The organism is Arthrobacter sp. FW306-1B-F12A (assembly GCF_058781865.1).
The window spans coordinates 115,041-136,545 of the sequence record NZ_JBYSXD010000005.1 but is presented as its reverse complement, the minus strand read 5'-3'; the positions used below and the strand labels follow the sequence as shown (position 1 = coordinate 136,545).

Here is a 21,505-nt window from a genome sequence, read left to right as displayed (position 1 = left end):
CCCAAATCCCCGTACCCGGCACCCCAGCGGGCCGGCGGTACTAACCGATGACAGCGCCGAAGACGAAGCCCAGCCCATACGTGGCCGCGGCCGCGCCGAGACCGATGGCGAGCTGCCGGAGGCCGCGGGTCAGCGGCGAGGTTCCGGACAACAAGCCGACGACGGCGCCGGTCGACAGAAGCGCGATGCCCACCAGCGTACCGGCCACAGCAAGTGCCGCGAAGCCCGTCATGCCGAAGATGAACGGCAGGATGGGCACGATGGCGCCCGAAGCGAAGAAGCAGAAGCTCGAGATTGCGGCGCCCCAAGCGGAGCCTACGGCTTCGTGCTCATTGACGGTTTCTTCCACTTCGGGGTGGAGCGAGAGGCTGGGATCGCAATCGCAGCTGTAGAGGCCCATGCGTTCGGCGGCCCGGTGTTCGGCGGCCTCGCGGGACATGCCCCGGGCCAGATACACGAGGACCAGCTCGTTGTGCTCGATGTCCAGGGCCGGGGCTGCGGTCAGCGTGGCCTGGGTAGGGCGGGTGGCCTTGAGGAGCTCGAGCTGCGAGCGGACAGAGACATATTCGCCGGCACCCATGGACAGCGCGCCTGCCAGCAGGCCGGCGATGCCGCTGAACAGGACCACAGTGGCGGGGACGCCGGTGGCCGCCATGCCCATCACGAGTGAAAGGTTGCTGACAAGGCCGTCGTTGGCGCCGAATACGGCCGCGCGGAAAGTGCCGGACAACCTGTTGCGGCCGCGCGTCGCCAGGCCGCGGACTACTTCCTCGTGGATCTGTTCGTCAGCCGCCATGGCGCGGGTCGCTGCTGGATCCTTGGCGTAAGGCGAGCGGCCTTCAGCCCTTTGGGCGAGGGCCAGCACGAACACTGATCCAAAGTTCCGGGCGAGGAAGCCGAGCATTTGGCTTCGGATCGAGGCCGCCTTCGGCATGCCGGCATGTTCCCCGAGGAGCTTGAGCCAGTGTGCCTCGTGGCGGCCCTCGGCCTCTGCGAGTGCCAACAGGATTTCGCGTTCCTCGCCGTCGCGGCGCTGCGCCAGTTGGCGGTACACGGCGGCCTCGGCCCGCTCGTCCGCCAAGTACTGACGCCAGCGCTTGATGTCCGACGACGACGGGGGAGTCTTGGGGGCCGCTTCATCTTGCAATGGACTGCTTTGGTCCGAGGGATTGTCGGGATGCGCGTTGTCTGGATCTGTCGGGTTCTGTGGATCTGCGTGCGGGTGCACCGGGACTCCTGGGTTGCTGGGGCGGGCTTCATCGCCTCATTGCGGCTCCACTCTATCGCCAATTTCCGCGGTTTTTCGGCTGGCAATCCTCACTGGACGGTTTAGGCGCACCTCAAAAACGGGAGGCTCCCGGGAGGCCTTGACCGCGGCTGGGGGCAGTGCTGGGATGGATGGACAGGGTCCACGAATTGGCGGGGTAGCGTGGTGACCGGCTGCCTCATGTGCCTGTGCGATGGGCTCAGCGGCACGTCGAACGGAGGTTGCACCATGGACAGCACCGAAACCCACGCCCGCCACCCCGACCGTCCCACGGTCGAGGCCGATCCCGCCTACGACTACAGCGAAGACCTTGAGGTGGACGAGGACTGGGAGGAACAATCCGAGGTCCTCGACGACGACGAACGGGTGGTTCCGCTCGACGCAGAGGAACACCGCGAGGACGAAGAGTTCGAATAGCCCCGGGCTCGCTAAACCCGGGGAGCTAAAACGCGCTCAGGATGAAGTGCCTCTGCACGCCTGCCCGGTGCCCGGTTGCCGCCACCGTCAGGGTGAGTTTCCGTGTGGCGGGGAACCAGCGGGCGGGCTGGACCGCTTTTGAAAGGGCTTGGGTGATGAGCCGCGGCTCATGGTGCCAATAGCGTTCCAGGTTTCCGTCCACGACGAACGTGACGGAGCCTTGGGAGAGGTCGACGCCGGGAATCACCCGGACGAATTCGTCCACCCGGCGGGGGCGGGGCGACAAGAGGGTGCTGGGCTGGGTGGTGCGGTCGGCTATGGCGGTGGCGCCGTTTTCGAAAGGCATGGCCTTCTCCTGTGGAGTTGCTCTTGCCCGTTCGGTTGTCTCTGGTCCGAGCCGGGCCGCTTCTTCATCCGAACCACCCGTGAACATGGGGTTGGCGTGTGGCAAGTCGGAGCTTGGCGCCACATCTCTTGAAGCTCTTCCTACTGTACATGCGACGGCGGCGCCGCACCCCGGAAAAAGGTGCGGCGCCGCCGTCGTACTTGACTCTGTGAAACTTAGTGGCTGGCCACCGGGTGGGCCTCCAGCGGGAGTTCCTCGGTGACTCCTCCGGCGACGCGACGGTCCCATGCTTCGCGGACCTCGGGCTCTGTGGGAGGCGTCAGCAGCGAGACCACGACGTACACCAGCAACGAGGCTCCGAGGCCCCAGTAGATGGGATCGTTGGCGTAGACGCCGTCTTCGCTGGGAATGATTCCCGTGGCATAGGCGATCAGCAGGGCCAGTGTGAGTACGGACCCCACGGCCATGGACCAGGCCGCGGCAATACCGGTGCCCCGCTTCCAGACCAGGCCACCCAGGATGGCAACCAGCAGGCCGCCCACCAGGATGTCGTAGGCGATGGTCAGGGCGACCACGACGTCTTGCGCCGCCATGGATATCAACACGGCCACGATGCCCAGTCCGAGGACCCAGTAGCGGTTGGCCTTGACGTCGTGCTCGGGGTTCTCGGTGTCGTCGGTGTTGATGGTCTTGCCGAACCAGCTGGCCACGAACGGGACCACGTCGGCGCGGGCAACGGTGGCCGCGGCGATGAGGGCTCCGGAAGCGGTGGACATCATGGCCGCGACTGCTGCGGCCATCACGAGGCCGCCGATGCCGATCGGCAGGATGTGCGTGGCAACCTCGGCGTAGACGACGTCCTTGCCGAGGGCCTTCACGTCGATGTTGGGCAGTGCCACGCGGGCGGCAAGGCCGATCAATGCGCCGGCGACGCCGTACAGGACGCAGTAGATGCCCGCGGTGGCACCGCCCCAACGGGCCACCTTGGGAGTCTTGGCGGTGAAGACGCGCTGCCAGATGTCCTGGCCGATCAGCAGGCCCAGGGTGTAGACCACGAAGTACGTGATGATGGTTTGTGCTCCGATGCCGTCCAACTGGAAGAAGCTGGCGTCAACGCGGGCACGGATGCCATCGAAGCCGCCTGCGGCGTTCAGGACGAACGGGAGCATGAGGAAGAAGATGCCCACGGTCTTGATGATGAACTGCACCTGGTCGGCGAGGGTGATGGACCACATGCCGCCGATCGTTGAGTAGACCAGGACGATGGCGCCGCCGACGGCGATGGCGAGCCAGCGCTCCCAGCCGAAGAGGACAACGAAGATGGTGGCGTAGGCGCCCGTGGACGTGGCGCACAACATCAGGGTGTAGGCGAGCATGACGATGCCGGAAGTCTGTGTGGCGCGCTGTCCGTAACGCAGGCTCAGCATCTGGGAGACCGTGTAGATCTTCAGCCGCTGGATGGTGCCGGCGAAAAGCAGGCTCAGGAGGAGCACGCCCGAACCGATCGCGACAACCAGCCACATGCCGGAGACGCCGAACTTGTAGCCGAGGCCGACGCCGCCAACCGTCGATGCGCCGCCGAGGACGACTGCGGCCATGGTGCCGGTGTAGAGCATCGGACCGAGGCGGCGTCCTGCCACGAGGAAGTCGCTGTTGTTCTTGGTGCGCGACTTGCCCCACCAGCCGAAGGCCAGCATGGCGAGCAAATACACCACCACGATCGCAATATTGATGAACGAAGAGTCCACGGTTGGCTCCTGAAAGTGATGCGCAGAGCCCTTGGGGATTCCGACGCCGGTCCGCTGGGTTTCGTTGCGGGTTGCGGAAGGTCTCTGCGCTGGTGATTGGGGAGAGTAGTCTGTGATGTATGCCTCACAAACAACACTTGTTGCCTATGAGGATACGTAGTGATGCGAGTAACAGTCAAGGTGCTGTCTCGCCCAGCGGACTCATCGGCGCTCCTCCAGCTTGCCAAAGGCCCTGCCGCGCGGGCGATCCGGCTACTATTGCTGCAATGACAGGGCCGCAGAAACGGCCTGAAAGGTTCGTGAATGAAGGCTCTCCCCGTTGAACCGAGCAATGTCCCCGTTGCCATCGGTTCCAGAATCCGTGCCGCCCGCCAATCGCAGCGGCTCACCATCGAGCAGGTTGCCGACGCCACCGGCCTGACCAAAGGGTTCCTGAGCCGGGTGGAACGTGACCTGACATCGCCGTCGGTCGCTTCCCTTGTGACGCTTTGCCAAGTTCTTTCAGTCTCCATCGGCGATCTTTTCGCCGCACCTGAGACGCACCTGACGCGGCGCGACGATGGGCCCCGGATTTCGCTTGGCGGCCAGGGAATCGTGGAGCGGCTCCTGACCGCCCGGTCGGAACGACGGCTGCAGATCCTACAGGCTTCCATCGAGCCCCGCGGCCGGGGAGAAGCCGAGCTTTACGCCGTCGATTGCGACGTCGACGTCCTGCACGTGGTCAAGGGCCGCATCAAATTGATCCTCACCAACGAGGAGTACGAACTCGAAGAGGGGGACACGCTGTCCTTCCCGGGCCGCGAGCCGCACACCTGGGTCAATCCAACCGACGAGCCCGTTGAAGTGCTCTGGATCCTGGTGCCGGCAGCCAGCCGCTGACGCCGGCACTTTGCGATACGGGACCGCCTGTGGCCGACACGCGGCGTAACACGCCTGAAACATGACTGACTCCGGGATTTAACCCTGGGGCCTTCGGTGTTACGTGCCTGAAATGATCCGTGCCGACTGCTGAAACAGGGCGACTGTACCTTCGAGTCAAGGCAACTCGTCAAGGTCGGTATCCCGTGGGGTACCAGGACCTGTTCGTTTTAAAAATGGTCTCGCCGTGCGGGCGCCATGGAGCGCCGTATATGCAGGAAGGCTCCCGAAATGAACCCAGTATTCTTCAGCGTAGGGCTGGATGTGAACCCCCAGACCCTCGATCCAGGCGCAACAGCCTGGATGCTTGCAGCTTCCGCCCTCGTCCTTCTCATGACGCCAGGTTTGGCGTTCTTCTACGGCGGCCTGGTCAGGATGAAGTCCGTCCTCAACATCATGATGATGAGCTTTGGCGCCATCGGCGTTGTCGCGGTGGTCTGGGCCCTGTGGGGCTACGGACTCGCGTTCGGCCCGGATACCTTGGGCGGCTTCATCGGAGATCCCTTCGCGAACTTCGGACTCAGCGGACTGGCCAGCGTCATCGGCGGGAAAGCCCCGGGGTTGCCGGACATGGTCTTCATAGGATTCCAAGCCACCTTCGCCATCATCACGGTGGCACTGATCAGTGGCGCGGTGGCAGAACGTGTCAGGTTTGGCCCCTGGCTGCTGTTTGCCGGCCTCTGGGTCACCATTGTCTACGCTCCTATTGCCCACTGGGTCTGGGGCGGCGGCCTCTTCGGATCCACAGGGATCATCGGCAGCAAGATCTCGGCCCTCGACTTTGCCGGTGGCACCGTCGTCCACATGAACGCCGGCATGGCAGGGCTGATGCTTGCGGTAGTGCTCGGCAAGCGGCTCGGATTCATGAAAGACCCCAACATCCGGCCGCACAACCTCCCCTTCGTGATGCTCGGGGCAGGCCTGTTGTGGTTCGGGTGGTTCGGATTCAACGCCGGTTCGGAACTGGCCGCTGATGGAATTGCCGCGCTCGCCTGGACGAATACCCTCTTGGCTACAAGCGCGGCGCTCCTCGGTTGGCTGCTTGTCGAAAGGCTGCGCGACGGCCACGCGACGTCCCTTGGTGCCGCATCCGGCGCGGTCGCCGGCTTGGTGGCGGTCACCCCGGCCTGTGGATTCGTGGACCCCATTGGCGCCATCGTCATCGGCGTCATCGCGGGTGCGGTCTGTGCACTGGCCATCGGACTGAAGTTCAAGATCGGCCTGGACGACTCCTTGGATGTTGTTGCCGTCCACTTTGTCGGCGGCCTGTGGGGGACCCTGTCCCTCGGATTCTTCGCGGTACCCTCGGCAAAGACTGAAGGCGGCCTTTTCTACGGCGGCGGCCTGAGCCAATTCTGGCCCCAAATATTGACGGCCTTGGTGGTCACCGCCTGGACGGCGATCATGACGACGCTCATCGGGCTCGCCATCCACAAGACAGTGGGCATGCGCGTCAAGGAGCACGAAGAGCTGGCCGGCATCGACATCACGGAGCACGCGGAAACAGCCTACGAGCTGGCCATGATTGGCGGGTCCTTCAATCCCGGAGAACCGCAGAACGGCAAAACTCCGTCGAGTTCCAGCGGTGACCCAGAAGCCAGCTCCAACGGGAAAACAGATCGGATGCGCAGCAAGGCGTCGACGTGAAACTGGTCACGGCCATCGTGAGGCCGGAGCGGATCGACGAGGTCCGGGAAGCTTTGGAACACTTTGGAGTCAACGGGATGACCGTGAGCCAAGCCAACGGTTACGGCCAGCAACGGGGCTTCGTGGAGGTGTACCGGGGCGCGGAATACAATTCCGATCTCCTTCCCAAAATCCGGGTGGAGGTCCTGGCCACGGACGATCTCGTGGACGGAATAGTGGACGCCATCATCTCCGGTGCAAGTACGGGCCAGTTCGGAGACGGGAAGATCTGGACGGTCGACGTTTCGCAAGCCGTCCGGGTCCGGACCGGGGAGCGTGGCGCCTCCGCGATCAGCTAGAAGACTGTGTTGGTGCCGCTCTGTTGGTGCCGCTCTGCGGCGAGCGACACCAACACTGCCATGTTCAGCCCATGTTCAGCCCACGTGCACCCATGGCCTGCGCGTGATGTCCGGTTCGGCTTCGCGCAGCACTTCGCGGGTCACTGGTGCAATCTCGCCCTCGCCGAAGAAGAGGAACTTGCTCAGGTTGGCGATCGGATTGCCTTCGGTCCAGCGGAAATAGATGTGCGGCATGAGTCCCGTGACGTCGCGGATGTGGAGGAGCACCGCGGCCAGTGTGTTGGGCACGTTGTTGCTGTGGATCTCCAGGATCTTGAAGCCGTGCCGGACTTTGCCTTCCACGAGGAGTTCCTGCTCGAAATCTGAGCTGTCATCCACGATGATCTCGATGAAGATCGCGTGGCTGTCCACCGGCAAGTGGTTGGCTTGCTGGGCATGCTGCAGCTTCAACTCGTACCGGTCGGCGCTCAGCCGCTTGGGCTCGTGGGCGATGATCCGGATGGGGCCTTCCTCGTTCGATGCCGTGAACTCGAGGGCCATCTGGTCCATCTTGATGTGGGTAGCCCGCAGTTCGAAGGACCGGCGTACCCGCGACGCGAAGCTCACCAGGACAATGCCGAGGATGAACAGGGCAGCGATCCTGATACCGTCCGGGCGTTCCACCACATTGGCCACCGTGGTGTAGGCGAAGACCACCGCCACAGCACCGAAAGCGAGGGTCTTGCCCCGTTGCTTCTTCCGGCGCGCGGACAGGGTGACTGCGATCGAGGCCGAGGTCATGAGGACCAGGACGCCGGTGGCGTAGGCACCGCCTTGGGCCTCCACGTTTGCCTCGAAGACCAACGTGATGATGAATCCAACCGCCGTGAAGACCAGGACCAGCGGGCGGACGGCTTTGGTCCACGCCGGGGCCATGCCGAAACGCGGCAAATAGCGCGGCACGAGGTTCAACAAGCCGGCCATGGCGGAGGCCCCGGCAAACCACAAGATGGCGATAGTGCTGATGTCATACACCGTGCCGAAGCCGTCGCCCAGGAACTGGTGCGCAAGGAATGCGAGGGCTCGACCGTCGGCTTTCCCTCCCGGCTGGAATTCAGCGGCCGGAATCAGGAACGTGGTGATGAAGCTCGAGGCCACCAGGAAGGCACTCATGATGAGTGCCGCCGTCGTGAGCAGTTTGTGGGTGCCGCGGATGCGGCCCGCGGGATTTTCCTCCGTGTCGCTCGGGCTGCCCTTGATCTGGGGCATGACCGCGACGCCGGTCTCGAACCCTGAGAGCCCCAGGGCAAGTTTCGGGAAGACCAGGAGCGCGATGCCCACCATGATCAACGGGTTGCCGTGCTGCTGGTTCAATGCAGCCCACCAGTCGGTCGCCACATGCGCCTCGGTCACCACGTGCGCCAAGCCGACCGCGACGACGACGGCGTTCAGCACCAGATAGACGCCCACCAACACGACGGCGACGTTGATGGCCTCCTTGAATCCCCTGAGGAACACCACGCCAAGCCCGGCGATGAGCGCCAGGGTGATGGTGATTTCCTGCCCATGGAGCCATTCCGGTGCAAAAGGGTTTTCGATGGCGTGGGCGCTCGCATCCGCGGCGGAGAGCGTCATGGTGATCATGAAGTCCGTGGCGGCGAATCCCAGCAAGGCGAGGACGAAGAGTTTGCCGCCCCACCGGGGGAGGAGCCGCTCAAGCATCGCGATGGAGCCTTCGCCGCGGGCGCTTTCGGAAGCCACCCGGCGGTAGACCGGTAGGGCGCCGAGCAAGGTGACGGCCACCAGGACAATCGTGGCGAGCGGCGAAACGATACCCGCGGCGAGCGCCGCAATGGCGGGCTGGTAGCCGAGGGTGGAGAAGTAGTCGACGCCGGTGAGGCACATGACCTTCCACCAGGACTGGGGAGTGTGGCCCTCGTCCGGCTTGCCGTGTGGACCCTGGCGTTTTCCCGAGGTCTCAGGCATTCCGTCGAGCAGCCATCGCTTGAATTGCCCCTGTTTGATGTCGCCCGCGGGCTTGTGCCGGTCAGAGGGTTCGGCCGGCGGCCTGGTCAGCGTTGTCACATGGTCCTTTCGCGCAGCCTGGAAGCTGCTCCAGATGGAGCGTACGGGTGTACCGGGGAGTGGATGCCCGTCTTTATGGAATCTTTACGCCGCTTGTGAGGCGGGTCACTTCCAGGAAAGACGCATTCAAGCATTTGGCGTGTGAGCGGCATCACGTAGCATATAGAACGTCCTATGTTGGATGTGACCAAAAACGAAAGGGCTACGCATGAATAACCCGCTACTCAGTGACAGGGTCAGGAGGCGGCCGGGATGGAGTCGGGGCAGACTAGCCGTCTCCTTGGCAGCCGCCGCAGTTCTCGTGACGTCAACCGTTGTGCCCGCCTACGCCGCGTTGGATCCATTCCCGAGTCCCAACGTTCCCTCCAACCCTCCGGGAAGCTACGCTGAGCAGGTCCTGGCTTCCAACGGTGACAACGCCATCGACCCCGTGCTCGGCAAGTACTACCGGATCGTCGCGCTCGCGGATTTGGGCGACGGAGTCCTCTTGGCTTCCTACGATGGCCGTCCCGATGGGGGCGATTCACCCTCGGCCAACTCGATCGTCCAGCGGCGCAGCACCGACGGCGGAAAGACGTGGGGCAGTCCCACCTTCATCGCTCGGGGACAGATGGGCTCAGCGGGCGTACAGAAATACGGTTTCAGCGACCCCAGCTACGTCGTGGACAAAGTCACCGGGACGGTGTTCAACTTCCACGTCTACTCGAAGAACCAGGGATTTGCGGGCAGCGTGCTCGGCAACGACGACACCGACCCCAACGTGATCAGCTCGCAAGTGTCCGTCTCCACCGACCGCGGACTCACGTGGTCCACGGATCCGGTCAATCAGCCCACCCTGCCTGTGCCCTCCAGCTACGCGGCGGGTTCCGCCTACGCCGGGTTTGCAGGTCCGCTGGTCACCAGTACCGTCAAGCCAAACGGCAGCACTGTCAACGGCGTCCCCAACGTTGGCGGCGTGGTCAGCATGTTCGCTTCGTCCGGCGAGGGCATCCAGCTCAAGTACGGAGCGCACGCCGGAAGGCTCATCCAGCAGTTTGCCGGAACCATTGTCCAGCCCGATGGGAGCCGCCAGATCCAGGCGTACAGTGTCTACTCCGATGACCACGGCAAGACGTGGAACATGGGTAAGCCCACCGGAACGGGCATGGACGAGAACAAGGCGGTGGAACTCTCCGACGGCCGCGTCATGTTGAACTCGCGGGACAGCACCGGCGCCAATCCGCATTTCCGGAAGGTGGCGTATTCCTCCGACGGCGGTGTCACCTACAGCACGCCTGTTGCCGAGACGCAGCTCCCTGATCCGCGGAACAACGGCTCGATCACCAGGATGTATCCGGACGCGGCTCAAGGATCGGCGGATGCCAAGAAGCTGCTCTTCTCGAATTCGCCCACTCCCACCGCCGGCGGCGCGCGGGTGGACGGTACTGTCCGCTACTCTGCCGACGACGGCAAGACGTGGGGCTCCTCGCGCGTCTTCAAGCCCGGAAGCATGTCCTACTCCACCCTGAGTGCCCTTTCGGACGGGACTTTCGGCGTCCTGTACGAAGGTGACAGCAACACCATCACCTTCGGGAAATTCGACACGGCCTGGCTGAGCCCGGTTGCCGCCGTCGTCGTCCCCGGTGCCGTCACCGTCACGAACGGTGGCAGCACCCAGCTCAGCGTGACCGTCACCAACAACGACAGTTCACCGCTTCCGGCATCGACCGTCAGCCTTGATGCCTTGCAGGATTGGACGTCGACGACGGCGCAGCTCGCCTCCCTCGATCCGGGCGCCTCGGCGACTGTCCAGCTGACTGTCACGGCGCCGTCGTACGCCAAGGCAGGTGCGGTTCCCCTGACGGCCAGGTTGAGGATCGGCGCTTCTTCGATTACCGCGCCGGTGTCCGTGACGGTTTCGGGTGGTTCCGCCAGCAACGTGGTGGGCGCCTACATTTTCGGCGCCCGCAATGACGCCGGACGGGACCTGGCAAGCCACCCGTACGCCGTAGGTAGTACGGTGCCTTACAAGTTCCGGGTGTACAGCACGGGCAACGTCACGGAATCCGTTGTCCCGCAGTCCGGCAACTTCCAACCGTTCCTGCCGCCAGGCTCGGGCAACTGCCGGTTCAGCGCCCTTGCTGTGTGGGGCAATTACCTCTGCGGCACCCCACAGCACACCGTGACGGCAGACGAAGTGGCCCAGGGGTTCTTCGTACCGAGCACCGTCTGGCAGGTGACCGGTAGTGGGGCTGCCACCCAGAACTACGCGGTCACGGGTGACGAGGTGGATCTGATGGTCCGTCATCCCCAAGTGAACGGATCGGTGGTCCCCACCTTCAATGATGTTGACGGGGATGGATTTGCCGGTCCGGGCGATACCGTCACCTTCGCCTACACGGTGAGCAACAGCGGCAATGTGGCGTTGACGGACCTTTCGGCTGCGGCCATTGGTTTGTCCAAGCCAACCCTGGCCGTGGGCGAGTCGGTCAACCTTACCTCCACCTACACGCTGGCCGACGCCGACATCGCGGCCAAGCAACTCCCGGCAATCACCATCCCGGTCAGCGCGAACAACGGTGCCAAGCTTGCGTCCCTTCAGTTGGCCAGGCCAGCGGTCGAGCTGAAGGTCAAGCCTGCGAAGCCTGGTTCGGAGCCTGCCGTGGCTTCCCAGGAGTTGATCGGCGCGAATCCGCCGCTGGACTTGGGGCTCGGAACGGATAAGTACCGCAGCGGGCAGACCGTGACGGTCCACAACGTGGAGTACGGCCAGTGGTACTACGTCTACCTGAACAAGCGCAGCTACCGTTTGGGCTGGTTCTTCCCGACGCAGCAAAACACCCTGACCTTCGTGCTGCCCGACGATGTGAAAAACGGCATGGACAGCCTCGTTGTGCTGGATACGGACGGCCATCAAGTGTCGTTTGGAGACTTCCAAGTGACGCCCTTCGGGAACAAGTAGCCCGGGAGGAGGCATGAGATGACAAGCTGGGCCGGGCGCAAAGGTGCCCGGCCCGGTCGCGCGCCCCCCGGCCCCGGTCTTGTTGAGGGGACTATGGCGGTTTTTGCTGATGTAAACAAGTGATGCATATAAGACAACTTTGAGTGTATGATTGGTGTCACAGTCACTGTCCGATCCACCTATTCACAAAGGAGTGGCGCATTTTGGAAGAGCTTCGTATTGAGGCCAACGGCAACCTCGGTCCCATTGATTCGGCCCGAATCCCGCGCTATGCCGGTGCTGCCACCTATGCCCGCTTGCCGCGACTGGACCAGGTTGCCAAGGCCGATGTCACGGTGGTCGGCGTCCCCTTCGACTCCGGTGTTTCCTACCGCCCCGGCGCCCGCTTCGGCGCCAACCACGTGCGTGAAGCCAGCCGTTTGCTGCGCCCGTACAACCCGGCCTGGGACGTCAGCCCCTTTGAGAACATCCAGGTTGCCGACGCCGGCGACATGGCCGTGAACCCGTTCAACATCAACGAGGCTATCGAGACCATCCAGCAGAACGCGCTGGACCTGACCGCCAATGGAAGCAAGCTCGTGACGCTCGGTGGCGACCACACCATCGCCCTGCCGCTGCTCCGCGCCGCCGCCGAACGCGCCGGCGAGCCCGTTGCCATGCTTCACTTCGACGCCCACCTGGACACCTGGGACACTTACTTCGGCGCCGAGTACACCCACGGCACCCCGTTCCGCCGCGCCGTCGAAGAAGGCATCCTGGACACCGAGGCCATCAGCCACGTCGGCACCCGCGGCCCGCTCTACGGCAAGAAGGACCTCGACGACGACCACCGCTTCGGCTTCGGCATCGTCACCTCGGCGGACGTCTACTACCAGGGCGTCCTCGAAACCGTGGCCAAGATCCGGGACCGCATCGGCAACCGTCCGCTGTACATTTCGGTGGACATCGACGTCCTCGATCCGGCCCACGCTCCGGGTACCGGCACGCCTGAAGCCGGCGGCATCACCAGCCGCGAGCTCCTCGAAATCATCCGTGGCTTCCGCGGCATGAACCTCGTGGGCGCGGACATCGTCGAGGTCGCACCGGCCTACGACCACGCCGAGATCACGGGCGTCGCGGCCAGCCACGTTGCCTACGAGCTCGTCACCCTCATGGCGGACAACGCCGTCGAAGGCAGCCGCCACGGCGCCCTTAATGGCTACGCTGCCCAGGCGCTTGGCCAGGAATCCCGGCGCCCGGCCGGTTTCGTCGCCAACGCTGCGGAGGCCCTCAAGTGAATCCCCAGCCGCTCCCCACCCTCGCAAGCTCGGCCGGGGGCCCCTCGCGGCCGGAGGCCCCTGGCAGGCCTGTCCGCAACGGCGGGGACCTCGTCGTCGAGACCCTCGAGGCGCTCGGTGCGAAGACCGTCTTTGGGATCCCCGGCCAGCACGCCCTGGGCCTGTTTGACGCCATGGGCCGCGGCAAGCTTCACTTCGTGTCCTCCCGCGTGGAAAACAACTCGGCGTTCGCCGCGGACGGGTACTCCCGTGCCACCGGCGAGGTCGGGGTGCTGTTCCTCTCCACCGGTCCGGGGGCGCTGACGTCCCTGGCGGGATTGCAGGAAGCGTACGCGAGCGGCGTGCCGATGGTCGTCGTCGCGAGCCAGATCCCGTTGGAAGGTCTGGGGGCGCGCCGGAAGGGCATGCTCCACCAGCTCGATGACCAGAAAGCCTCGGCCGCGAACGTCACCAAGAGCCAGCGCCTCATCCAGCACGCGTCCGGGATTCCCTCGGCCATCCAGGATGCCTGGACCGAGGCCATTTCCTCTCCGCAGGGCCCGGTGTGGATCGAGATTCCGCAGAACGTGCTCCTGGACCCCATCATGGTTCCGCCGGTGGAGGACGCCCTCGCCGAAGCGGCCGACAACCCGCCGCGCGTCGAGCTGATCCGCGAAGCCGTCAAGTGGCTCTCGACGGCGAAGCGTCCGGCGATCATCGCCGGCGGCGGCACGCGCCGCGGCCGGGCCGAAAAGTCGCTCCTGTCTATCGCCGAGAAACTCCGCGCCCCGGTGATCTGCACGCCCGGTGGCAACGGAGCGTTCCCGTGGACCCACGAGCTGTCCCTGCAGTCCTGGATCGAAGACCGCCACATGACGGATGTCCTCGAGGACGCCGACGTGCTGATCGTCATTGGTTCCTCCCTGGGCGAGGTGACGTCCAACTACTTCACCTTCGAGCCGCGCGGTCGCATCATCCAGATCGACGCCGAGCCCCGGGTCCTCGAGTCCAACCGGGCCGGCCTGGGCATCCGCGCCGACGCCGGCCAGGCCCTTGCCGCCTTGGATTCTGCCTTGGACGAGGCACTTGCTGCGACGGCTGCGGCACCGGATTGGCACGGCATCACGCCCGAGGACCTCGTCAAGGAGTCCCTCGCCAAGGTCAAGGCGCGGCTTGAAGAGCAGGACCTCGGCAAGGAACTGAAGTTCATGGCCGATATCCGCGAGGCCGTTCCGGCGGACATGCAGACCTTCTGGGACATGACGATTTCCGCGTACTGGGGTTGGAGCTGCTGGGATTCCCGCGAGGGCCAGTTCCACTCGGCCCAGGGCGCTGGCGGCCTCGGCTACGGCTTCCCGGCGGCCATCGGCGGTGCCGTGGGACTGGAAACCGTGGGCAAGCCGAGCCGCGTGCTGGCCGTCTCCGGTGACGGGTCCTCCATGTACTCGATCTCCGAGCTGGCCACGGCCAAGCAGCACAACGTCCCGGTCACATGGCTGATCGTGGACGACGGCGGCTACGGCATCCTGCGCGAATACATGGTGGGCGCCTTCGGCAAGGCCACGGCCACCGAGCTCGCCCGCCCGGACTTCGTCAAGCTTGCCGAGGCCTTCGGCGTCCCGGCCCGCAGGGTGGCCCCGGAGGACGTCGGGGACGCACTCAAAGAGGGCTTCGCCGCGGACGGCCCCAACGTCGTCGTGGTTGAAACCCTCCTGAAGATGTTCGGCCCGACGCACTTGGGCGACTGACACCCCAGACGCTTCACACCCCAGCGCGAGCTGGCAGGTAATGACCCATTTTTCGAAAGATGAGGGCATTAACTGCCAGCTCGCGCTCGGTGTTTAACGCATCTCACACATCATTAGTTTCCCAAAGCAATCATTTAGGCGTATAGTTGCTTTAGGCAAACAAAAGTGAGGTGTCTTCCATGGCTGTAGCATCCAGCACAGCAACCGAACTCGTCCATCAGATTTTCGATCTCCAGCGGGTGCTGCGTTGCATCGTGACCGCGAACATCGCGAAGGATGCCGACGTCGGGTTCGCCTTGCAAGGCGTCATGCGCTTCATCGGCGAGGGGGAGTCCCGGGCCACGAAGCTCGCATCCCGGCTCGGCGTCAGCCCACCGGTCCTCAGCAGGCACATCGCCGAACTGGAGGAACTCGGTTTGGTGGTCCGCCGTCCCGATCCTGCCGACGGCAGGGCCCAATTGGTGGCCCTCTCCGAAGCCGGCATCGAAAAGGTCCGGAACTTCGAAGAACAGCGCAGCCTCAATTTGCGGGCCTACCTCGCGGAGTGGAGCGAGGAAGACGCCTTGGAAGCAGGGCAGGTCCTGGAGAAATTGACCACATCACTCAACCACTCAGTCCGGGCAACGGCGGCCGGCTCCCACCACTTGAACCACACAGCTTAGGAGCAGCAGCAATGGCAACCCGAATACAAGAACGTTCGACGGCGGTACCGGCGTCATCCGCGCCCATGACGCACCGCCAGATCATGGAGGCCCTGACGGGCCTCCTCGCGGCATTCTTCACCGCCATCCTGAGCAGCACCATCGTGGCCAACGCCCTCCCGACCATCATGTCCGATCTCCACGGCACGCAAACGGACTTCGCGTGGGTCATCACGGCCGCACTGCTGGCCAACGCCGCAACTACCCCGATCTGGGGCAAGCTCGCCGATCTCTTCGACAAGAAGCTCCTGGTCCAGCTGAGCATCGTGGTCTTCGTGGCCGGCTCGGTCATGGCGGGCTTCTCCACGAGCATTCCCTTCCTGCTCACCGCCCGCGTCATCCAGGGCATCGCGATGGGCGGCCTCACCGCCTTGGCCCAGGCCATCATCGGCACCATGATTCCGCCGCGGGACCGCGGCAAGTACTCGGGTTACATGGGCGCCGTCATGGCGGTCGGTACCGCAGGTGGCCCGCTGCTCGGCGGCTTCATCGTTGACAGCCCGCTCGGCTGGCGCTGGACGTTCTTCGTCTGCGTGCCGCTCGCCGTCGTCGCACTCATCCTGCTCCAGGTGACCCTCAAGATCCAGCACATCAAGCGCCCCGCCAAGATCGACTGGCTCGGCTCCATCCTGCTGACCTCGGGCGTGAGCCTGCTCCTGATCTGGGTTTCCTTCGCCGGCAACCCGGACTATTACGACTGGATCTCCTGGCAATCCGCCCTCATGGTGGGCGGCGGCGTGCTTCTCCTCGCCCTGCTGGTAGTGGTCGAATCCAAGGTGGCCCAGCCCATCATTCCGCTGAAGATCATCTCCCAGCGCACCACGGCTTTGGCGATCCTGGCCTCCGTCGCCGTCGGTATCGCGATGTTCAGCTCCTCCACGTTCCTTGGCCAGTACTTCCAGGTAGCCCGTGGCGCCACGCCTACCGAGGCCGGCCTCCTGACGCTGCCCATGATTGCGGGCAACCTCTTGGGCTCGGTGGCATCCGGCCAGCTGATCAGCCGCTTCGGAAAGTGGAAGCGCTTCCTCCTGGCGGGTACCGTGTTCCTGGCCGGTGGCCTTGCCTTCACCGGCACCATCGACCACACCACCGAACTGTGGATCACCTGCTGCTACACCGCCATTTTCGGGCTGGGCCTTGGCTTGCTCATGCAGAACCTGGTCCTCGCGGTCCAGAACACCGTCCGCGCGCAGGACATCGGCACCGCCAGCGCGTCCGTGGCATTCTTCCGCTCCGTCGGCGGTGCGATCGGTGTTTCGGTGCTCGGTGCCATCATGGCCACGCACGTCAAGGACCTTGCCACCCAAGGCCTCGCGGCGGCACACATCCCGGTGAGCGGCGGCTCCAGCAATGCGAGCATGGACCTGACGGATTTGCCGGCCCCGATCCGCGACATCATGCGGGCCGCCTACGGCGATGCCACCGCCCAGATCTTCATGATCTCCGCGGCGATTGCCCTGGTCGCGTTCATCGCAGTGCTCTTCATCAAGGAAGTTCCACTGCGGAAAACCGTGGACGCAACGCCTGAGAGGGAATTGCTGGCAAACGCTTCCGGCGAGGCCGGGATGACTCTGGACACCTCCACCCTGCCGGTGATCGAATCCGCTGGGTTTGTCCCAGCAGCCGACGACGCCGGCACCCCCTTGGGTGCCAGCCGCGCCCGAGCGGCAGCCGAGAAGGAGCACGATGAGCTAGACCTTGAGTTCGCCCGCATCCTGACGCAGGAACGGCCCGATCCGGCGGCTGGCCTGCGCGAAGTCCAGGACCAGCTGGCCCGCACCCAACGGTTGCTGGCCGAGCAACAGCTTCAGTTGAGCAAGGCGCAGCGCGAGCTCCAAGTACGCGTGCAAGAACAACTTGCCACCGCCGTCGAGCAGTCGCGGATCGCCGAGGAGTTGGCCGCGCTGCGCAAGGAACTCAAGCGGGAACGCCGCCGCCAGGAACGGGCTGCCTTGCTGCTCCTCGCCGGTGATGCCTCACGGGCGGGCGAAACCGGGCGGCACGCGGGCTAGGGGGAGTCCGCCCCACCGCCCGCGGGACGCGGGCCGGGAGCCTGCCAGGCTGGCGACGGGAGCCGCTGCAGCGAGTTTTGAAGCGCTGCAGCGGCTCAGCTACGCCGCAAGGATGATATTTGGCTATCGATATTTCGCTGGGGCAACGGATTTCGTAGAGTTGAGGGACTAATACTGTCAGCGCCTGCTGCTATCCATGTATTTAGTCATTCGCAGTATTTAGTCATTCGCAGTAATTCATTCGCGCACTCTCATTAAGGATCCGTGGGCATGCTTGTCACCCTGATACGGCGCTACTCCAAGCCGTATTTGCCGCAGATACTAGCCGTCATCATCTTCCAGCTGGCGTCTACCATTGCCACCCTTTACCTTCCAAGCCTCAACGCAAAAATCATCGATGAAGGGGTGTCCCGGGGGGATACCAACTACATCTGGCAAACCGGTGCCCTGATGCTCGCGGTCGCGCTCGGCCAGGTCGTCGCGGCCATTGCCGGTGTCTATTTCGGATCCCGCGTGGCCATGGCCATGGGCCGCGACTTGCGCAGGGACGTCTTCCGGAAGGTCAGCAGCTTCTCGGCCAAGGACGTCAACAGCTTCGGCGCACCCACGTTGATCACCCGTGGCACCAACGACGTCCAGCAGGTCCAGATGCTCATGCTGATGGGCCTGAACTTCATGGTGTCCACGCCCATCATGTGCGTCGGCGGCATCATCATGGCCTTGCGCGAGGACCTCAGCCTCTCGTGGCTCGTCTGGGTCTCGGTTCCCGTCCTCGTGGCCGTGGTTGGTTACCTCGTGGTCCGGCTCATGCCGCTCTTCCGTTCCATGCAGAAGAAGATCGACGCCATCAACGGTGTCCTGCGCGAGCAGATCATCGGCATCCGTGTGGTCCGGGCGTTCGTTCGTGAACCGTACGAGGCCAAGCACTTCGGCGATGCCAACAAGGACCTCACCCTGGTTTCGGTCAAGATCGGCAACCTGTTTGTCCTGATGTTCCCGGCCATCGGAATGATCCTGCACCTTTCCACCGCGGCAGTGCTGTGGTTTGGCGGCCAAAGGGTGGACGCGGGCAACATGCAGGTGGGTTCCCTGACGGCATTCCTGCAGTACCTCCTGCAGATCCTCATGGCCGTCATGATGGGTACCTTCATGGCCATGATGATCCCGCGCGCGTCCGTGTGCGCGGACCGCATCGGCGAGGTCCTCGACGTCGAACCCTCCATCCACGATCCGAAGGCGCCCGTGGCGCCCGCGGAAAAGAAGGGTCGCGTCGAATTCCGCGATGTCACCTTCAAATACCCCGGCGCTGAAGCTCCCGTGCTGAGCAACATCTCCTTCACCGCGGAGCCGGGCCAGACCCTCGCGATCATCGGCTCCACCGGCGCGGGCAAGACCACCTTGGTGTCGCTGCTTCCGCGCCTGTACGACGTTGCGTCCGGCGATGTATTGCTCGACGGCGTTCCAGTCACCAGCCTGGACCGCGACGAGATCACCAGCCGCGTGGCCACCGTGCCGCAGAAGCCGTACCTGTTCTCCGGAACCATCGAGCACAACCTGCGCTTCGGCAAGACCGACGCCACGGACCAGGAACTCTGGGATGCGCTGGAAACCGCACAGGCCAAGGACTTCGTCATGGAAAAGTCCTCCGGCCTCAACCGTCGTGTGGCCCAGGGCGGCACCAACGTCTCCGGTGGCCAGAGGCAGCGCCTCTGCATCGCCCGGGCGCTGGTGACGCAGCCCAAGGTCTATCTCTTTGACGACTCCTTCTCGGCCTTGGATGTGGCCACGGACGCCCGCCTTCGCAGGGCGCTCAAGGAAAAGACGCAGGATGCCACGGTCATCATCGTGGCCCAGCGCGTCTCCACCATTGCGGACGCGGACCAGATCCTGGTCCTGGACAACGGCAGAATCGTCGACCGCGGCACCCATGACGAACTCCTGGAAACATCACCCACGTACCAGGAGATCGTCGAATCCCAGCTGAGCGCGGAGGAAGTGGCATGAGCGAACAGAATCAGCAAAAGCGCGGCTGGGCCGCGAAAGCCGAAGCAGCGAAGGCCGCGCGCGACGCTGCGGAAGCGAAGGATGCCGACGCAGCCGGTGCCGTTACAGCGGTGGACGATGACGATATGGAGGAAACCGAATACACCCCGGGCGAAGCCGACGGCGGCATGTTCGGCAACCTGCCGGCCAAGAAGGCCAAGGCGTTCGGACCGTCGGCCAAGCGGCTCCTGGGGTTGCTCAAGCCGGAGGCCGCCGGAGTCGTCTTCGTCATCGGCCTCGTGGTGGTCTCGGTTGTCCTGAACGTCATCGCCCCGAAGTTCCTCGGCAGCGCCATGGACGTCATCTTCGGCGGCGTCATGGGCAAGCAATTGCCTCCCGGCGTGAGCCAAGCGGCCTTCGCCGAGGGCCTCCGCCAAGCCGGCCAGAACAACTTCGCTGACATGGTCTCCAAGATGGAGCTCACCAACGGGATCAACTTCTCCAAGCTCACGTTCCTGATCTCGATCGTGCTCTTGATGTACTTCGTGGCCAACATCTTCCTGTGGGCCCAGGGCTACATCCTGAACAAGATCGTCATGAAGGTCATCAACCGGCTCCGCAACGACGTCCAGGCCAAGCTCAACCGCTTGCCCCTGAACTACTTCGACACCCGCCAGCGCGGCGACATCCTCTCCCGCGTGACCAACGACGTAGACAATGTCCAGCAAGGGCTGCAGCAGGCGTTCGCGCAGCTGGTCAGCTCGGTGCTGACGGTCTTCGGCATCACCATCATGATGTTCATCGTGTCCTGGCAACTGGCCCTCATTGCGCTGGTCGCCTTGCCGCTCTCCGGCGTCCTTGCCGGCGTCATTGGCTCGCGGAGCCAGAAGCTGTTCGCCGCCCAGTGGAAGAACACCGGCTCGCTCAACGGCCAGATCGAGGAATCGTTCTCCGGTCACGAGCTCGTCAAGGTCTTCGGGCGTGACGCGGACATGCTGGAGCGTTTCGACGAACGCAACGAAGCCCTGTACAAGGCCTCGTTCGGGGCGCAGTTCGTTTCCGGCATCATCTTCCCGGCCATGAACTTCGTCTCCTACCTCAGCTACGTGGGCATCGCCGTCGTCGGTGGCTTGCGTGTGGCCTCCGGTTCCATGAGCCTTGGCGACGCCACGGCGTTCATCCAGTACTCGCGTGAGTTCACCCAGCCGCTCGGCCAGATCGCCGGCATGGCCAACATGCTCCAGTCCGGCGTCGCTTCCGCTGAGCGCGTTTTTGAGTTCCTGGATGCCGATGAGGAAATGCCGGAGAACGCGGCCCGCCACCTGCCCCCGCGCACGGACGGCCACGTCGAGTTCGAGAACGTCTCCTTCAGCTACGTGGCCAACAAGCCGCTCATCGAGAACCTTTCCCTCAGTGCGGAGCCCGGACACACCGTCGCGATTGTCGGACCCACAGGCGCGGGCAAGACTACCCTCGTCAACCTCGTCATGCGGTTCTACGAGCTCAATGCGGGCCGTATCACCTTGGACGAGGTGGATATCAAGGAGCTGAGCCGTTCCGAGCTTCGCTCCAAAGTGGGCATGGTGCTGCAGGACGCTTGGCTGTTCGGCGGGACCATCTACGACAACATCAAGTACGGCAACCTCGATGCCACCGAGGAGCAGATCATGGAGGCGGCCAAGGCCACCTACGTGGACCGCTTCGTGCGTGCGCTGCCGGATGGCTACCAGACCATCATCGACGAGGAAGGCAACAACGTCAGTGCGGGCGAGAAGCAGCTGATCACCATCGCGAGGGCCTTCGTTTCCGATCCTTCGCTGTTGATCCTGGACGAGGCCACAAGCTCCGTGGACACCCGTACGGAGCTGCTGTTGCAGAAGGCCATGGCGGCCCTCCGCACGGATCGCACCAGCTTTGTCATCGCCCACCGCTTGTCCACCATCCGCGACGCCGACACCATCCTGGTGATGGAAAACGGCAGCATCGTGGAGCAGGGCAACCACAACCAATTGCTCGCATTGCAGGGAGCGTACTACCGCCTCTACATGTCGCAGTTCGCCGGTGAGGATGCCGAGGAAACCGTTGTGGATGACTCGACGGCGGTGCACAGCTGAGCGAG

At 64.1% G+C, this 21,505-nt stretch carries 15 protein-coding genes and 1 riboswitch; of the genes, 11 read left to right on the top strand and 4 right to left on the bottom strand.

Annotated elements, in window-relative coordinates:
* Window positions 1-40 precede the first annotated feature (40 nt).
* Window positions 41-1,147: a VIT1/CCC1 transporter family protein gene (locus tag AC3WJU_RS04605; protein WP_492259259.1), complete on the bottom strand. Its 1,107-nt coding sequence runs from the start codon at window positions 1,145-1,147 to the stop codon at window positions 41-43.
* A 348-nt stretch (window positions 1,148-1,495) separates the two neighbouring features.
* Between AC3WJU_RS04605 and AC3WJU_RS04600 the strand changes: the two genes are divergently transcribed.
* Entirely contained in the window at window positions 1,496-1,684 is a 189-nt protein-coding gene (locus tag AC3WJU_RS04600) for a hypothetical protein (protein ID WP_059388139.1), read from the top strand.
* Window positions 1,685-1,709: 25 nt separating this feature from the next.
* On the opposite strand, the gene AC3WJU_RS04595 is transcribed toward AC3WJU_RS04600, so the two are convergent.
* Window positions 1,710-2,030 carry a hypothetical protein gene (locus AC3WJU_RS04595; RefSeq protein ID WP_059388138.1) on the bottom strand — a complete coding sequence of 107 codons (321 nt, stop codon included), beginning with the start codon at window positions 2,028-2,030 and terminating at the stop codon, window positions 1,710-1,712.
* A gap of 14 nt (window positions 2,031-2,044) precedes the next feature.
* A riboswitch (SAM riboswitch) is annotated at window positions 2,045-2,164 on the bottom strand.
* An 81-nt stretch (window positions 2,165-2,245) separates the two neighbouring features.
* Window positions 2,246-3,778 (bottom strand): sodium:solute symporter family protein, encoded by a 1,533-nt coding sequence (locus AC3WJU_RS04590; protein WP_284989688.1) that lies wholly within the window; start codon window positions 3,776-3,778, stop codon window positions 2,246-2,248.
* A gap of 303 nt (window positions 3,779-4,081) precedes the next feature.
* Between AC3WJU_RS04590 and AC3WJU_RS04585 the strand changes: the two genes are divergently transcribed.
* The 3 genes from AC3WJU_RS04585 (at window position 4,082) to AC3WJU_RS04575 (ending at window position 6,681) form a co-directional block, all read left to right on the top strand.
* On the top strand, window positions 4,082-4,657 hold the full coding sequence (locus tag AC3WJU_RS04585) for a helix-turn-helix domain-containing protein (protein WP_059388136.1): 576 nt from the start codon (window positions 4,082-4,084) through the stop codon (window positions 4,655-4,657).
* Window positions 4,658-4,927: 270 nt separating this feature from the next.
* Entirely contained in the window at window positions 4,928-6,343 is a 1,416-nt protein-coding gene (locus tag AC3WJU_RS04580; protein WP_492259258.1) for an ammonium transporter, read from the top strand.
* Window positions 6,340-6,681 carry a P-II family nitrogen regulator gene (locus AC3WJU_RS04575; RefSeq protein WP_059388134.1) on the top strand — a complete coding sequence of 114 codons (342 nt, stop codon included), beginning with the start codon at window positions 6,340-6,342 and terminating at the stop codon, window positions 6,679-6,681. Before AC3WJU_RS04580 ends, AC3WJU_RS04575 begins: the two co-directional genes overlap by 4 nt.
* Before the next feature lie 75 nt (window positions 6,682-6,756).
* Here the strand turns inward: AC3WJU_RS04575 and AC3WJU_RS04570 are convergent, their stop codons facing one another.
* Window positions 6,757-8,745, bottom strand: coding sequence for an APC family permease (locus AC3WJU_RS04570; RefSeq protein WP_284989690.1), 1,989 nt, complete (start codon window positions 8,743-8,745; stop codon window positions 6,757-6,759).
* 280 nt (window positions 8,746-9,025) lie between these two features.
* Between AC3WJU_RS04570 and AC3WJU_RS04565 the strand changes: the two genes are divergently transcribed.
* From AC3WJU_RS04565 to AC3WJU_RS04535, 7 genes are all read left to right on the top strand, one after another.
* Entirely contained in the window at window positions 9,026-11,686 is a 2,661-nt protein-coding gene (locus tag AC3WJU_RS04565) for an exo-alpha-sialidase (protein ID WP_492259257.1), read from the top strand.
* A gap of 203 nt (window positions 11,687-11,889) precedes the next feature.
* Entirely contained in the window at window positions 11,890-12,963 is a 1,074-nt protein-coding gene (gene speB / locus AC3WJU_RS04560) for an agmatinase (RefSeq protein ID WP_441433336.1), read from the top strand.
* Window positions 12,960-14,690, top strand: coding sequence for a thiamine pyrophosphate-binding protein (locus tag AC3WJU_RS04555; protein WP_492259256.1), 1,731 nt, complete (start codon window positions 12,960-12,962; stop codon window positions 14,688-14,690). The genes speB and AC3WJU_RS04555 overlap by 4 nt, the downstream gene beginning before the upstream one ends.
* A 179-nt stretch (window positions 14,691-14,869) precedes the next feature.
* Window positions 14,870-15,352 (top strand): MarR family winged helix-turn-helix transcriptional regulator, encoded by a 483-nt coding sequence (locus tag AC3WJU_RS04550; RefSeq protein WP_059388130.1) that lies wholly within the window; start codon window positions 14,870-14,872, stop codon window positions 15,350-15,352.
* A gap of 11 nt (window positions 15,353-15,363) precedes the next feature.
* The gene (locus AC3WJU_RS04545) at window positions 15,364-17,403 is read left to right on the top strand and encodes an MFS transporter (protein ID WP_332601664.1); all 2,040 of its coding nucleotides are present in this window, start codon (window positions 15,364-15,366) and stop codon (window positions 17,401-17,403) included.
* A 270-nt stretch (window positions 17,404-17,673) separates the two neighbouring features.
* Window positions 17,674-19,407: an ABC transporter ATP-binding protein gene (locus tag AC3WJU_RS04540; protein ID WP_492259255.1), complete on the top strand. Its 1,734-nt coding sequence runs from the start codon at window positions 17,674-17,676 to the stop codon at window positions 19,405-19,407.
* Window positions 19,404-21,500 carry an ABC transporter ATP-binding protein gene (locus tag AC3WJU_RS04535; RefSeq protein WP_492259254.1) on the top strand — a complete coding sequence of 699 codons (2,097 nt, stop codon included), beginning with the start codon at window positions 19,404-19,406 and terminating at the stop codon, window positions 21,498-21,500. The genes AC3WJU_RS04540 and AC3WJU_RS04535 overlap by 4 nt, the downstream gene beginning before the upstream one ends.
* The last annotated feature ends 5 nt before the right edge of the window (window positions 21,501-21,505 follow it).

Coding starts and splice junctions, on each gene's coding strand:
- AC3WJU_RS04600 (WP_059388139.1), top strand. CDS start 1,496: ATGGACAGCACCGAAACCCACGCCCGCCACCCCGACCGTCCCACGGTC.
- AC3WJU_RS04535 (WP_492259254.1), top strand. CDS start 19,404: ATGAGCGAACAGAATCAGCAAAAGCGCGGCTGGGCCGCGAAAGCCGAA.
- AC3WJU_RS04580 (WP_492259258.1), top strand. CDS start 4,928: ATGAACCCAGTATTCTTCAGCGTAGGGCTGGATGTGAACCCCCAGACC.
- AC3WJU_RS04540 (WP_492259255.1), top strand. CDS start 17,674: ATGCTTGTCACCCTGATACGGCGCTACTCCAAGCCGTATTTGCCGCAG.
- AC3WJU_RS04550 (WP_059388130.1), top strand. CDS start 14,870: ATGGCTGTAGCATCCAGCACAGCAACCGAACTCGTCCATCAGATTTTC.
- AC3WJU_RS04595 (WP_059388138.1), bottom strand. CDS start 2,030: ATGCCTTTCGAAAACGGCGCCACCGCCATAGCCGACCGCACCACCCAG.
- AC3WJU_RS04585 (WP_059388136.1), top strand. CDS start 4,082: ATGAAGGCTCTCCCCGTTGAACCGAGCAATGTCCCCGTTGCCATCGGT.
- AC3WJU_RS04545 (WP_332601664.1), top strand. CDS start 15,364: ATGGCAACCCGAATACAAGAACGTTCGACGGCGGTACCGGCGTCATCC.